Here is a 12,454-nt window from a genome sequence, read left to right as displayed (position 1 = left end):
GTGACAATTAAGTACATTGTACTCGTTATTGAGTCAATCTATCTACATTGCACCAGATGCAACGCGCTCAGGAAGGTGTGACATGCGCAAGCTCGATCAGTATATGGTGACAATCGATACAATCTATCCCGACGCCTATCAGCGCGAAGCTGGATTTGTCGTGACCGGCGATCTGATGGCTCCAGCCGCAATGCCTGTGCGCCACGGCGGGCTTGTCGGATTGTTCGACAGGGTGGGGAATTGGTTCGCGCGCCGCAAGGGTCGGCAGGCTCTGCTCGAGATGAGTTTGGAGCAATTGCGGGATATAGGCGTCAGCCGCGTCGACGCACGGAAGGAAGCGGCCAAGTCGCTGCTTCTCGGATAGTATTCAGAGTTCCTGCCCGATAAAGCAGGTCAGCACAGCCCATTCGGCATTCCCAACCGCCGGATGGGCTGTTCTTTAGCAGCTTGAGTTGCCTGCCGCCCAGCGCTTGACATCGCCATTGATGCGACCCGCGACGGGCTCGTTCATCAGTGGCCCGAAGGCGCTGAGCTGGGCCGGCTTGCCTTCCGCCTGGACCACGAGAAGAGGTCGGATATCGGCCGAGCCCTTGCGGGTCAGGAGGATGCGCGGGCGTCCGGAGAAGGAGGTCAGTTCCGGTGCAAAGGCATAGGATTTGAAGGCGGCGTCACCTGACTTGAACCAGCAGCGGTTGGCGGCGACAGCCACCTTTTCCATGATGTCCAGAGCCGATGGGCTCGACTGGACGACAGGCTTTGACTGGCATGCCGCCAATGCGGAGCCGAGAACGACGAGGAGAGGGCAGTCGAAAGACGGCGTGAAGTCCGCATGGCGTTCCCGGTTCTCTTGAGGGGGCTATCAGGCAGCAGCGATGACATCGAGGGCGGAGGCGAAGATGCCACGGCCATCGTTGCCGCCATGGGCTGCCTCGATGAGGTTTTCCGGATGCGGCATCATGCCGAGCACGTTGCCGCGAGCATTGACGACGCCGGCAATGTCTTCGATCGCGCCGTTCGGATTGGTGCCTTCGGCATAGCGGAAGACGACCTGGCCGTTGTCGTTCATGCTCTTCAGCGTGTCGGCGTCAACGAAATAGTTGCCCTCGTGATGGGCGACCGGGCAGCGGATGACCTGGCCCTTTTCATAGGCGCGGGTGAAGTCGGTCTCGGCATTAACGACTTCGAGCTTTACTTCCTTGCAGACGAACTTCAGCGAGGCGTTCATCATCAGCGCACCCGGCAGCAGGCCCGCCTCGACGAGGATCTGGAAGCCGTTGCAAACGCCGAGAACCTTGACGCCCTTTTCAGCTTTTTCCTTGATCGCCTGCATGACCGGCATGCGGGCAGCGATCGCGCCGCAGCGCAGGTAGTCGCCGTAGGAGAAGCCGCCCGGAATGACGATCAGATCGACGTCATCGGGAATGCTCGTTTCCGTCTGCCAGACGGTGATCGGCGCCTTGCCGGAAATCTTGGTGAGGGCGGCGATCATGTCGCGATCGCGGTTGAGGCCTGGGAGCTGGACGACGGCTGACTTCATGGCTTTGGTCCAAACCTTGCTTGGGCTTCCTGAAACTCGCGCAGTTCCAGGCGGTTTTCGATCCTCTCCATGCGTGCATCCAACTGATGCACCACATTGTAGAGATTGCTTATGTCGCTTTGCTGCGCCTGCATATTCAGGCGCATTGCATTTATCTCGTCACGCAAGTTCCGGATGGCCACATCCGATTTGTCCGCGCGTTGGTGAAGCCGCCTGAGCAGTTCAGTAAGGAATTCGTGTGAAATGTCAGTCAAGGACCGCTCCACTTGCCCCAAATCGATCACCAAAGAGCTTCTTCTTCAGTGCTTCGGTTTTGGCTCGACCTTCCGCTAGCTCCCGGTTTGTCTCTTTCATGAACAAGACAAGTTCTTCCAGGGCTTCCAGCGTGCGCTGACTGCGCGCGTCAAGCTTGAGCATTTCTTCGTAGAGCATTTCCTTTGTGACTTCGGACATCACACGCTCCGCAACCTTTAGTCGATTGCGATAGTGTAGTTCTCGATGACCGTGTTTGCCAGAAGCTTTTCGCACATGGCCTTGAGGTCGGTTTCGGCCTTCGCCTTGTCGGCTGTGTCGAGTTCGAGGTCGAAGACCTTGCCCTGGCGGGCCTGGTGAACGCCGTCGAAGCCGAGGCTGCCGAGAGCGCCTTCGATGGCCTTTCCCTGCGGGTCGAGAACGCCGTTCTTGAGCGTAACGGTCACGCGTGCCTTGATCACTTCAATTACCCCTGATTACTTGACCAGAACCGGACCCGTACCGCGGATCGGCTCGTTTTCATTGATGATGCCCAGACGGCGGGCGACTTCTGCATAGGCCTCGACAAGGCCGCCAAGATCACGGCGGAAGCGGTCCTTGTCCATCTTCTCTTTCGTCTCGATGTCCCACAGGCGGCAGCTGTCTGGCGAGATTTCGTCGGCCAGAATAATGCGCATCATGTCGCCTTCGTAGAGGCGGCCGCATTCGATCTTGAAGTCGACGAGCTGGATGCCAACGCCAAGGAATAGACCGGACAGGAAGTCGTTGACGCGGATTGCCAGCGCCATGACGTCATCAAGCTCGGCCGGGTTGGCCCAGCCGAAGGCCGTGATGTGCTCTTCGGAAACCATCGGGTCGGCGAGTTGGTCGGACTTGTAGTAGAATTCGATGATCGAGCGCGGCAGAACCGTGCCTTCCTCGATGCCGAGACGTTCCGACAGCGAGCCGGCGGCGACATTGCGCACGACGATCTCAAGCGGGATCATCTCCACTTCCTTGATCAGCTGCTCGCGCATGTTCATCCGGCGGATGAAATGCGTCGGAATGCCGATCTTGTTCAGGTGCGTGAAGAGATATTCGGAAATGCGGTTGTTCAGCACGCCCTTGCCGTCGATGACGTCATGCTTCTTCTTGTTGAAGGCGGTCGCGTCGTCCTTGAAAAACTGGATCAGCGTGCCCGGCTCCGGACCCTCATATAGGATCTTGGCCTTGCCCTCGTAGATACGGCGGCGACGGTTCATGATGTTCTTGTCTCGTTGTGGGCGGCAGCGGGGCCGCTGTGGATCGTGTTTGAGGCGGTCCCATATCCGAAAAGATTCGTTTTCACAATGCGGGCGTCTCGGAGCAGGCAAATTGCCGGATATTGGTCGGACATAGAATCAGCCCCTACAAACTACATTGGTTTGCAGGGTGGTGTTCGACGGTTTTTGATTTTCCACGACAGTTATCGCCCGGGAATGATCAACCATACGCTCCCGTAGCGGGGATCAGAAAGACCTGCGTGCCGGCCGCGCCACTCAGTCTGGTGGTTTAGCCATTGAAATGCGACCGCAATTTGTCGGTCTCCAATCTATGTCGTCGACGTCTGCGGGCATCAAAGGGAGCGATTGGTGGCTTCGGACGTTATGGCTTTCGCCGGAATTCAGGGAGGACCTTACAATGAGTGGCATGAGTGATCGTGAAAAGGCGTTCGAGAACATGTTCGCCCATGATGAGGAGCTTAAGTTCAAGGCGCTGGCACGCCGTAACAGACTGGTCGGACTATGGGCTGCGGGGCTGCTTGGCAAAGCCGATGCCGATGCGTATGCGCGTGATATCGTCATAGCGGATTTTGTCGAGGCCGGGGACGACGATGTCTTCCGCAAGCTCAGAGACGATTTTGCCCAGGCAGGTGTTGATATAGCAGACACCGATATCCGCACCAGGATGGTCGACCTGCTGGGCGAGGCCGCGCGTCAGGTCGAAAACGAATAGGCAGGCGACGAATAGGCCGAACACTCAGCCGGCTTTTGCCTGTGGCGAGAAGAAGACGCAGCGGTTACGGCCCTGACGCTTGGCCTGATAGAGCGCAATGTCGGAGTTTCTCAGGAGCTGGCGTACGTCGATGTCGCGGCCATAGTCGCTCGCAACGCCGATGCTCGCCCCGACGCGACAAAGTTGCCCCTCATAGGCCACTGGCCTGCCAAGGCGCCCGATGATGCGTGTTGCGGATGCGGGAAGTGATGCTTCCGAGTTGTCGATCGGCATAACAACCACGAATTCGTCTCCGCCGATCCTGGCCACAAAATCCTGCCGGCGGACCGACGAGCGCAGCACTTCGGCCGTATGGCGAAGCATGGCGTCTCCGGCGCCGTGGCCAAGGCTGTCGTTGATGTGCTTGAAACGGTCGAGGTCGATGTGGAGGACAGCGATGCCATCGCCGCTACGGTGGCATTCGGCGCTCATTCGATCGAGCACCTCGTCCAGATAGCGCCGATTCGGCAGCTCGGTCAGATAGTCGTGCATGGCGCTATGCTCGATCCGCTCCTTGGCGGCCTCAAGTTCGATATTGCGCGCCTCGGCCAGGATTTTTGCCCGCTCAAGATCGCGATGCAGGCGGACGTCTTCGGTGACATCCCAGTTGGCACCGACAGTCATGTCGTGGCCGTTATTGTCGACAAACGACATCGTTCGGGCACGAATGATATGTTCGGAGCCGTCGCGAAGCAGCACGCGGTACTGATCGGAGAAACGAGAGCCATCACGGACATGCTCGTCGACCTTGGCCAGTACGCGTTCGGCATCGTCCGGATGCAGCAAGGTCTCCCAGAGCCCGCCGACCCTGACATCCTCGCGACGGGAGAGGCCGTAGATGCGAAACATTCGCTCGTCCCAGTCGACGATACCGGTGGTCAGGTCGCATTCGTATACGCCGACGCCGGAGATCTCGAGCGCCATGTCCAGCCGCCGGGACATGCGGGCGGCGGCCTCTTCTGCAAGCTTGCGGGCGGTAATGTCCGTATCGGTGCCGACAATGTGGGTAGGCTTGCCGTTCTCGTCCCAAGCGACGCAATTGCCGCGGCATTCTATCCAGATCCAGTGGCCATCCTTGTGTCGCTCACGATAGTCGAAGACCGCATAATCCGGATCGCCTGCATTCTGGCGTTCGATACTGTGCAAGACGCGATCACGGTCGTCGGGGTGGAGAAGGTCGAGCCAGGCGGCGGTGCTGGCGGGCAGGGGATCGTCCAGTGTCATGCCGCGGATACGTCGCCATGTCGGAGAGTAATATTTCTGCCCGGTCGCCCAGTTGTGGTCCCATACTCCGGTGACGGAACTCACCAAGGCGTTGTTCCACCGGCTTTCAAGAGCGGAGAGTTCGGAAATCTGTTGCTTGAGGGCCGTGATGTCGGCAAAGGACGCTGCTATGAGTACAGCTTCGCCATGCATCGTAGACGGAGCGGCGAGCGTCACAGTGGCCCAGCGAAGCGTGCCATCCGGTCGGGGCAGGCGCAACTCGATGGCGGCAGTCGAACCGCCCTGCCAATTGGCGATGAGTGCATGGAGAGCCGGACCATCGTTGGGGTGGAGAAGGTCCGCAAGGAAATCAGGACGCGTCTTGCTCCAGTTCGCCTCGAATGCCCTGTTGAGATGCAGCAGTCGACCGTCCCTGTCGATCAATACCGTCGGGAAGGGAACCGCTTCGAAAACGGCGACAAGCAATCCGATATCGGATGAGGCTGGCACACTGTCTTGGGTATTCGATAGAGATGACATCGGATCGCCTGTGCTCGAAGCATTGGCGTATCTTAGAAATGGCGAATTAAGCCAACCTTAAAATTGTCCCTGCAAATGAATATGCCGACGACAGGTTGCGGAAGCCCGTGCGTCTTGCACATCGCGAGCCATCAGATTCAGCCCTTGAGCCGCCCCAGGAACTGCGCGAAGACCATGGTGCCTTCAGGCCAGGGGCCATGGCCGGATTCGGCATTGATGTGGCCGGATTCTCCGGCATCGATCAGCAACGATCCCCAGGCTGCCGTGATGTCGTCGGCATGCTCGTAGGAGCCGAATGGATCATTGCGGCTGGCCACAGTCAAAGACGGGAAGGGCAGCGGATCGCGTGGATAGGGCCCGAATGTCATCAGGTGCTTAGGCCGGATGCTCGGATTGTCGACCTCCGGAGGGGCGACGAAGAAGGCGCCCGCGACCTTCTTCTCGAAGCGGGGGATGGCATGAATGACCGTCGCCACGCCAAGCGAGTGGGCAACGAGCACGACAGGCCTTGTGGAGGCATTCACTTCCTCCACAAGCTTGTCGACCCAGTCTTCCTTCACTGGCTTCGACCACTCGGCCTGCTCCACCCGGCGGGCCGTTGCGAGCTTCTGCTCCCAACGGGTCTGCCAGTGGGTCGGGCCGGAATTGGTGTAACCGGGGACGATGAGGATATCGGCTTCTGATGCTTTCATGCGGCCTAGATGGACCTGACTGCCGTCGATATCAAGCTTCGCCAAACACGCGGGTGAAGATCGTATCGACATGCTTGGTGTGATAGCCGAGGTCGAACTTCTCGCGGATCTCTTCTTCGGAAAGTGCTGCGCGGACTTCTTCGTCCGCCAGGAGCTCTTCGAGGAAGTCCTTGCCCTGTTCCCAGACCTTCATCGCGTTGCGCTGGACGAGACGGTAGGAATCCTCGCGGGAGACGCCAGCCTGGGTAAGCGCCAGAAGCACGCGTTGGCTCATGACCAGTCCCTTGAACTTGTTCATGTTCTTCAACATGTTTTCGGGATAGATCACCAGCTTCTCGATGACGCCGGCAAGGCGGTTCAGCGCGAAGTCGAGGGTTACGGTCGTGTCCGGGCCGATGGCGCGCTCGACGCTGGAATGGCTGATATCGCGCTCGTGCCAGAGAGCAACGTTTTCCATCGCCGGGACAACCGACATGCGCACGAGACGGGCAAGGCCGGTGAGGTTTTCGGTCAGAACCGGATTGCGCTTGTGCGGCATGGCAGACGAGCCCTTCTGGCCCGGCGAGAAGAATTCCTCCGCTTCCAGAACCTCGGTGCGCTGCATGTGCCGGATTTCAATCGCGACGTTTTCGATCGACGAGGCGATGACGCCAAGCGTGGCGAAATACATGGCGTGACGGTCGCGCGGGATGACCTGCGTCGATACCGGCTCGGCCTTGAGGCCGAGGGCCGCCGCGACATGCTCTTCGACGCGCGGGTCGATATTGGCAAAGTGCCGACGGCGCCGGAGATGGCGCAGGTGGCGATTTCCTCGCGAGCTTCCAGAAGACGGGTCTTGTTGCGGTCCATCTCGGCGTAGAAGCGGGCGAAGGTCAGGCCCATCGTGGTCGGTTCGGCATGGATGCCGTGGCTGCGGCCGATGCGGACGGTGTTCTTGTGCTCGAAGGCGCGGGTCTTCAGAGCAGCGAGCACGCGGTCGACCCCGGCGAGCAGGATATCGGTGGCGCGGACGAGCTGGACATTCAGCGTCGTGTCCAAAACGTCGGAGGAGGTCATGCCCTGGTGGATGAAGCGGCTGTCGGGGCCGACGAACTCGGCAAGGTGGGTCAGGAAGGCGATGACGTCATGCTTGGTGACCGCTTCGATCTCATCGATGCGGGCGACGTCGAAAACGGCATTGCCGCCCTTTTCCCAGATCGTCTCCGCTGCCGACTTCGGGATGACGCCGATTGCAGCCAGTGCGTCGCAGGCATGCGCCTCGATTTCGAACCAGATGCGGAACTTGGTTTCCGGCGACCAGATGGCGACCATTTCCGGTCGGGAGTAGCGGGGGATCATGGGCAGCTCGCTTGCTAGACAAAAACGGTAATTGCCGCCGCTCTATCAAGAAGAACGGCGAAGCTCAATCTTTTAGGAAATCGAAGGTGCATAAGGCTGTTAGTGAGGCACGGCGCATGCGTAAGTTCCGCCCGCTCGCGTTGACTGCCGGGGGCTTTAGTCGCGTCCGCCGGCCGCTGAAACTAGTGCGGCAATATTTGCCTCGTAAGCCGACTTCTCACCGCCCTTGTAGATGGCCGATCCGGCAACGAAAACGTTGGCGCCGGCGCGACGTGCATCGCCGATCGTGGCAGGCGTGATGCCCCCATCGACTTCCAACTCGATTGGGCGGTCACCGATCAGTGACTTGATCCTGCTGATCTTGTCGAGGCAGGCCGGAATGAAGCTCTGGCCACCGAAGCCGGGGTTGACGCTCATGACCAGAATGAGGTCGACGTCGTCCAGCACGTTTTCCAGAACGGAAACAGGCGTTGCCGGGTTGAGCGTCACGCCGACTTTCTTGCCGAGCGAACGGATGGTCTGGAGCGAGCGATGCAGATGCACGCCTGCCTCGGCATGGACGGTGATGCCGTCGCAGCCGGCCTTGGCGAAGGCTTCAAGATAGGGATCGGCCGGAGCGATCATCAGGTGGCAGTCGAAGAAGGCGTCGGTGTAGGGTCGCAGCGACTTGATCACGTCGGGGCCGAAGGAAATGTTGGGCACGAAATGGCCGTCCATGACATCGAGATGCACCCAGTCTGCGCCCGCATCGACGACATCCTTTACCTCCTGGCCGAGTTTTGAGAAATTCGAGGCCAGAATAGATGGGGCGATGCGAAGCGGCAGCGTCATATTTCGGTTCTCCTGTGTCATCCGCCGACTAGCATTGCCTGTGGCCGGCCGCAATCGTCATTCGGTTTCGGGCGAGGGCAGGGTGAAATCAGCGCCGCGCCACTCGAGCAGGCGATAGGGATTGTCAGCGAGTTCGTGGTTCCGTTGAAAGCCCAGATCGCCGATCACCGTATGAAAGCGGATTTCCAGCAATATGTCGGTGATCTTTCTGTCGCCGCTCGCCTGTTCGGTGGCCTCATGGGCGACTTGTACCGCGGCATAGGCGGGCAGAGCATTACCATCGGGTTCGCCGCCGCGCTGCCTGAGTGCGGCGCTCGCCTCGGCGGCTTCCGGCAGCGACTGGTAGGTCGGGAGCGTTACCGCAAGGGCTCCTTCCCGCAGCGGAACGGGCCGGTTGGGCCCGCGCATCACATCGCCGCCCAGAACGGTCAGGGAACGCCTTCGGCCACTGCATCGCGCATAATGATCGAAACGTCATTGCGATCGGCGCCGATCAGGACATGCGTGGCGCCGGCCTTCTGCAGTCTCCTTACCAGCGCGATCTGCTGCTCCTGGCCGGGTCGCAGCGTGTCGGTGAAGACCGGGGTGATGCCGATTGGCGCTAACTTCTGTTGTACTGCATTGACGAGTTCGCGTCCGTAGATCGTTCCGTCGTCGATCAGCGCGATCGGATCCGCCTTCCAGCGTGCCGCGATGGCTGCTGCGACCTGCTCGGCCTCGGCGGCTTCGGCAGGCGCCATGCGGAAGAACGGCCAGTTGTTGCGTAACGCATCTTCCATGAGAATGGGTGAGCGTACCGAGATGGTGATTGCGGGGATATCGTGCACCGTTAGCGCAGGCATGGCGGTGGTCAGCGTCTCTACACAGAGAAAGCCGACGGCGACATCGACCTCGCCGTCAATGAGCGCTTTAGCCGCAGCCTCTCCGCCCGGTTCGTTGCAAGGTTCGTCCACTTCGACAAGCGTGTCGCCGTTATTCTCTGCAGCAGCGCGGGCGCCCTCGAAGACCTGCTGACCCAGCAGCGCATAGGGACCGGACTTTGGCGCCACGACGCCTATCGTTGCCGCCGATGCTGCATTGGCCAGCCCGACCAACCCTGCGGCGAGCGCGAACGAGGCGATGAGTTTCGTATGCTGTGGAGGCATGCCGGTCCCTGCTTTCATCCGTCGCACCTTTAACGAACAAGGCAAAGGCGTCAAAGTCTTTTGCGGATGTAATACGTCGGTGACGGCCAGCGGATGATGAGATGGATCATCAAGTGAATGATTTCCGTAATTTGGTGATCAAAATCTGCTGACCGCTCTGGCAGTTTTCCGATGCAGTCACCATTTCAGATGTGATCAATCCGCCATTTCCCGTAAGGATATTGTCATGAACCCAGTCGACGCCCTGGATCCGTTGCTGACTGCACAGCATTGGCGCGAAGCCGGACGGGATGTGGCGATCGCGACGGTGATCGAAACCTGGGGCTCTGCGCCACGTCCAGCCGGAAGCTGTCTCGTGATCGACGGCGAGGGCAATTTCGAGGGTTCTGTCTCCGGTGGCTGTGTGGAAGGTGCCGTGATTACCGAAGCGCTCGATGTCATCGGTTCTGGAGAGCCGCGCATGCTGGAATTCGGCGTCGCCGACGAGACCGCGTGGCGTGTCGGGCTCAGTTGCGGCGGGCGTATTCGCGTTCGCGTCGAAAGGCTTGCCTGATGCGGCTAGAAACGCTGGTGGCACTGAATGCGGCCCGCACAGCCCGCAAGGCAGCGGTTGTGGTGACGAACCTTTCCACTGAAAGTGTCGACGTCGTCGTGGAAGGGGCAATTCCTGCCTCGGCCCTGTCAGATGAGATCATCAATGCCATGCGCAGCGGCAAGGCGGTGACGATAGAGCGTGACGACGCGAACTATTTCATCAACCCCCATCTGCCACCGCCGAGGATCGTCGTGATCGGCGCGGTCCATATCAGTCAGGCGCTGGCGCGAATGGCGCCGATTGCCGGCTATGACTTGATGATCATGGATCCGCGAACGGCGTTTGCGACCGAGGAGCGATTCTCGGGCACGCGCGTGGTGGCGGACTGGCCGGAGGATGTGCTGAAGAGCGAGCCATTCGATGCATACACAGCTGTTGCGGCCTTTACCCACGATCCGAATATCGACGACATTCCCTTGTCCGAAGCCTTGAAGGCGAACTGTTTCTATGTCGGCGCTCTCGGCAGTCGCAAGACCCATGCAAAGCGTGTGGAGAGATTGATCGGGATGGGCCGAAGCGAGGAGCAGGTCGCTCGCATTGCTGCGCCGATCGGGCTTGATATCGGTGCCGCCAGTCCGGCCGAGATTGCCGTTGCAACACTTGCCGAGATCGTCGCCGCCTTTCGCAAGAGAGATCTCTCTGATGGCGGAATGCGCGCATGAGATATGGCGACTTCGAGATCGATGATGCCGAAGGCGCAATGCTCGCCCATTCCATTCGCCTAAAGCAGGGGCGTTTGCCCAAGGGACGCGTGCTTGGGGCAGATGACCTGTTGCGTCTGCGAGATGCCGGCGTACGATCGGTTGTCGCGGTAAAGCTCGAAGCCGATGATCTTGGCGAAGACGATGCGGCAGCGCAGATCGCAAATGCGATTGAGCTCGATCATCTCCGCTTCTCCGAAGCCACGACCGGACGGGTGAATATCTACGCCCGCCTGGACGGGCTTTTCGTGGCCAACAAGGCGGTCGTCGACGCATTGAACCGCATAGATTCGGCAATTACCATGGCCTGTTTGGCGGATCACGTGGCGATCAAAGCCGGCGACATGGTCGCGACGATCAAAATCATTCCGCTTTCCGTTGCCCGCGAGCGGGTGAGGGAGGCAGCCAACCTGTTGCGCGATGCGACGCCTTTCGAGGTGAAACCTTACTGTCCCCGATTGGTGACATTGATCGCGACCGAGCTGCCGTCTCTCAAGCCGTCGGTGATGGACCGGACGGCCAAGCTTCTTGCGCAACGCCTTGCCGTGTCCGGTAGCCGGCTCGTCAATGAAGTGCGCGTGCCCCATGTCAGAGGCGCAGTAGCCGAACAGTTACAGCAGTTTACGAAAACGCAAATTAATGAGCCGGCTATGATTGTCGTGTTCGGGGCTTCCGCTGTTGCTGATCCGGAGGACGTCATTCCTGCGGCAATCCGCACTGCCGGCGGGGTAGTCGAGCGCGTCGGAATGCCGGTGGATCCCGGCAATCTCATCGTGATCGGCCGTATCGGCAAAGTGCCTGTACTCGGAGCACCCGGTTGCGCCCGCTCGCCCAAGGAAAACGGTTTCGACTGGATCCTGAACCGCATCATGGTTGGCGAGACGGTGACGGATGCCGACATTACCGGCATGGGTGTCGGAGGCCTGCTGATGGAAATACCGACCAGGCCAAGGCCACGGGATGGAGATGGGGATGGCGACAGACCGATCGCCGTCGGCAGTGTGCTTCTTGCCGCCGGCCAGGCGCGGCGGATGGGAGCCGGCGGGCCGCACAAGCTGCTGGCGGAATTCGATGGCATTCCGTTGGTGCGGCGCTCGGCGCAGGTCTTGCTGCAGTCGGATCTGGCCTCGGTGGTTGCCGTCACAGGATATCGGCGGGCAGAGATGGAGCAGGCATTGTCCGGGCTCGATCTCGGCATCCGGTTCAATCCGGATTACGAAAGCGGCATGGCGAGTTCGCTGGTCTGCGGCTTTTCGGACGATGCTGTGGCCAGGCATGACGGCGTACTGGTGATGCTTGCAGACATGCCGGCAGTCTCGGCCGAGCAGATTTCCTCGCTGGTGCGGGCATTTCGTGAGGAGGGCGGCCAAGCGATCGTGCGCTCGGTGTTCGAAGGGAAACGCGGAAATCCAATCATATTGCCACGTTCGACCTATGCCGCCGTGCTAAGCCTCCAGGGCGATATCGGCGCGAGAGCGATCATCGAGAATTCGGGCCTTCCCGTGGTCGATGTCGATATAGGTCCGGCGGCACATATCGATGTCGACACACCCGAGGCCGTCATCGCGGCTGGCGGGGTTCTGAAGGAATGACCCGGGGAGTAGGGG

14 protein-coding genes and 2 pseudogenes are annotated in these 12,454 nt (G+C 60.0%); 5 read left to right on the top strand and 11 right to left on the bottom strand.

Features of this window, described 5'->3' with window-relative positions:
* Positions 1-82: 82 nt before the first annotated feature.
* Positions 83-364 carry a DUF1127 domain-containing protein gene (locus tag N7E02_RS26300; RefSeq protein ID WP_286580684.1) on the top strand — a complete coding sequence of 94 codons (282 nt, stop codon included), beginning with the start codon at positions 83-85 and terminating at the stop codon, positions 362-364.
* Positions 365-439: 75 nt separating this feature from the next.
* On the opposite strand, the gene N7E02_RS26295 is transcribed toward N7E02_RS26300, so the two are convergent.
* The 6 genes from N7E02_RS26295 to purC form a co-directional block, all read right to left on the bottom strand.
* Entirely contained in the window at positions 440-718 is a 279-nt protein-coding gene (locus tag N7E02_RS26295; RefSeq protein WP_286580681.1) for a hypothetical protein, read from the bottom strand.
* A 141-nt stretch (positions 719-859) separates the two neighbouring features.
* Positions 860-1,537 carry a phosphoribosylformylglycinamidine synthase subunit PurQ gene (purQ, locus tag N7E02_RS26290; protein WP_286580679.1) on the bottom strand — a complete coding sequence of 226 codons (678 nt, stop codon included), beginning with the start codon at positions 1,535-1,537 and terminating at the stop codon, positions 860-862.
* On the bottom strand, positions 1,534-1,791 hold the full coding sequence (locus N7E02_RS26285) for a hypothetical protein (protein ID WP_286580677.1): 258 nt from the start codon (positions 1,789-1,791) through the stop codon (positions 1,534-1,536). Before N7E02_RS26285 ends, purQ begins: the two co-directional genes overlap by 4 nt.
* Entirely contained in the window at positions 1,784-1,990 is a 207-nt protein-coding gene (locus tag N7E02_RS26280; RefSeq protein WP_093000311.1) for a hypothetical protein, read from the bottom strand. The genes N7E02_RS26285 and N7E02_RS26280 overlap by 8 nt, the downstream gene beginning before the upstream one ends.
* 17 nt (positions 1,991-2,007) lie before the next feature.
* The gene (purS, locus tag N7E02_RS26275) at positions 2,008-2,250 is read right to left on the bottom strand and encodes a phosphoribosylformylglycinamidine synthase subunit PurS (protein WP_093000310.1); all 243 of its coding nucleotides are present in this window, start codon (positions 2,248-2,250) and stop codon (positions 2,008-2,010) included.
* Positions 2,251-2,265: 15 nt separating this feature from the next.
* Positions 2,266-3,030, bottom strand: coding sequence for a phosphoribosylaminoimidazolesuccinocarboxamide synthase (gene purC, locus N7E02_RS26270; protein WP_286580673.1), 765 nt, complete (start codon positions 3,028-3,030; stop codon positions 2,266-2,268).
* A gap of 418 nt (positions 3,031-3,448) precedes the next feature.
* On the opposite strand from purC, the gene N7E02_RS26265 reads away from it, so the two are divergent.
* Complete coding sequence (locus N7E02_RS26265; RefSeq protein ID WP_286580670.1) at positions 3,449-3,763, top strand: DUF1476 domain-containing protein; 315 nt, start codon at positions 3,449-3,451, stop codon at positions 3,761-3,763.
* Positions 3,764-3,787: 24 nt separating this feature from the next.
* Here the strand turns inward: N7E02_RS26265 and N7E02_RS26260 are convergent, their stop codons facing one another.
* From N7E02_RS26260 to N7E02_RS26235, 5 genes and pseudogenes are all read right to left on the bottom strand, one after another.
* Positions 3,788-5,491 (bottom strand): sensor domain-containing protein, encoded by a 1,704-nt coding sequence (locus N7E02_RS26260; protein WP_286580669.1) that lies wholly within the window; start codon positions 5,489-5,491, stop codon positions 3,788-3,790.
* A gap of 191 nt (positions 5,492-5,682) precedes the next feature.
* The gene (locus N7E02_RS26255; RefSeq protein WP_286580668.1) at positions 5,683-6,237 is read right to left on the bottom strand and encodes an RBBP9/YdeN family alpha/beta hydrolase; all 555 of its coding nucleotides are present in this window, start codon (positions 6,235-6,237) and stop codon (positions 5,683-5,685) included.
* 31 nt (positions 6,238-6,268) lie between these two features.
* Positions 6,269-7,575, bottom strand: a pseudogene (purB, locus tag N7E02_RS26250) (adenylosuccinate lyase).
* Positions 7,576-7,731: 156 nt separating this feature from the next.
* On the bottom strand, positions 7,732-8,406 hold the full coding sequence (gene rpe / locus N7E02_RS26245; protein ID WP_286580667.1) for a ribulose-phosphate 3-epimerase: 675 nt from the start codon (positions 8,404-8,406) through the stop codon (positions 7,732-7,734).
* A 57-nt stretch (positions 8,407-8,463) separates the two neighbouring features.
* Positions 8,464-9,551: pseudogene (locus tag N7E02_RS26235) on the bottom strand (branched-chain amino acid ABC transporter substrate-binding protein).
* Positions 9,552-9,777: 226 nt separating this feature from the next.
* Between N7E02_RS26235 and N7E02_RS26230 the strand changes: the two are divergent.
* Genes N7E02_RS26230 through N7E02_RS26220 form a run of 3 tightly spaced genes read left to right on the top strand, consistent with a single transcriptional unit; the run spans position 9,778 to position 12,439 of the window.
* Positions 9,778-10,104: an XdhC family protein gene (locus tag N7E02_RS26230; RefSeq protein ID WP_286580661.1), complete on the top strand. Its 327-nt coding sequence runs from the start codon at positions 9,778-9,780 to the stop codon at positions 10,102-10,104.
* A complete protein-coding gene (locus N7E02_RS26225; protein ID WP_286580660.1) occupies positions 10,104-10,808 on the top strand; it encodes an XdhC family protein in 705 nt (234 codons plus the stop codon). Before N7E02_RS26230 ends, N7E02_RS26225 begins: the two co-directional genes overlap by 1 nt.
* Positions 10,805-12,439: an NTP transferase domain-containing protein gene (locus N7E02_RS26220; protein ID WP_286580657.1), complete on the top strand. Its 1,635-nt coding sequence runs from the start codon at positions 10,805-10,807 to the stop codon at positions 12,437-12,439. The genes N7E02_RS26225 and N7E02_RS26220 overlap by 4 nt, the downstream gene beginning before the upstream one ends.
* The last annotated feature ends 15 nt before the right edge of the window (positions 12,440-12,454 follow it).

It is taken from the genome of Terrirhizobium terrae, from assembly GCF_030323265.1.
Taxonomy (GTDB): domain Bacteria; phylum Pseudomonadota; class Alphaproteobacteria; order Rhizobiales; family Rhizobiaceae; genus Neorhizobium.
This window is presented reverse-complemented; position numbering and strand designations above follow the sequence as displayed.

Excerpts from the sequence above, each read along its gene's own strand:
- N7E02_RS26300 (WP_286580684.1), top strand. The coding sequence starts at position 83 with ATGCGCAAGCTCGATCAGTATATGGTGACAATCGATACAATCTATCCC.
- N7E02_RS26295 (WP_286580681.1), bottom strand. The coding sequence starts at position 718 with ATGGAAAAGGTGGCTGTCGCCGCCAACCGCTGCTGGTTCAAGTCAGGT.
- purQ (WP_286580679.1), bottom strand. The coding sequence starts at position 1,537 with ATGAAGTCAGCCGTCGTCCAGCTCCCAGGCCTCAACCGCGATCGCGAC.
- N7E02_RS26280 (WP_093000311.1), bottom strand. The coding sequence starts at position 1,990 with ATGTCCGAAGTCACAAAGGAAATGCTCTACGAAGAAATGCTCAAGCTT.
- purC (WP_286580673.1), bottom strand. The coding sequence starts at position 3,030 with ATGAACCGTCGCCGCCGTATCTACGAGGGCAAGGCCAAGATCCTATAT.
- N7E02_RS26265 (WP_286580670.1), top strand. The coding sequence starts at position 3,449 with ATGAGTGGCATGAGTGATCGTGAAAAGGCGTTCGAGAACATGTTCGCC.
- N7E02_RS26255 (WP_286580668.1), bottom strand. The coding sequence starts at position 6,237 with ATGAAAGCATCAGAAGCCGATATCCTCATCGTCCCCGGTTACACCAAT.
- rpe (WP_286580667.1), bottom strand. The coding sequence starts at position 8,406 with ATGACGCTGCCGCTTCGCATCGCCCCATCTATTCTGGCCTCGAATTTC.
- N7E02_RS26230 (WP_286580661.1), top strand. The coding sequence starts at position 9,778 with ATGAACCCAGTCGACGCCCTGGATCCGTTGCTGACTGCACAGCATTGG.
- N7E02_RS26225 (WP_286580660.1), top strand. The coding sequence starts at position 10,104 with ATGCGGCTAGAAACGCTGGTGGCACTGAATGCGGCCCGCACAGCCCGC.
- N7E02_RS26220 (WP_286580657.1), top strand. The coding sequence starts at position 10,805 with ATGAGATATGGCGACTTCGAGATCGATGATGCCGAAGGCGCAATGCTC.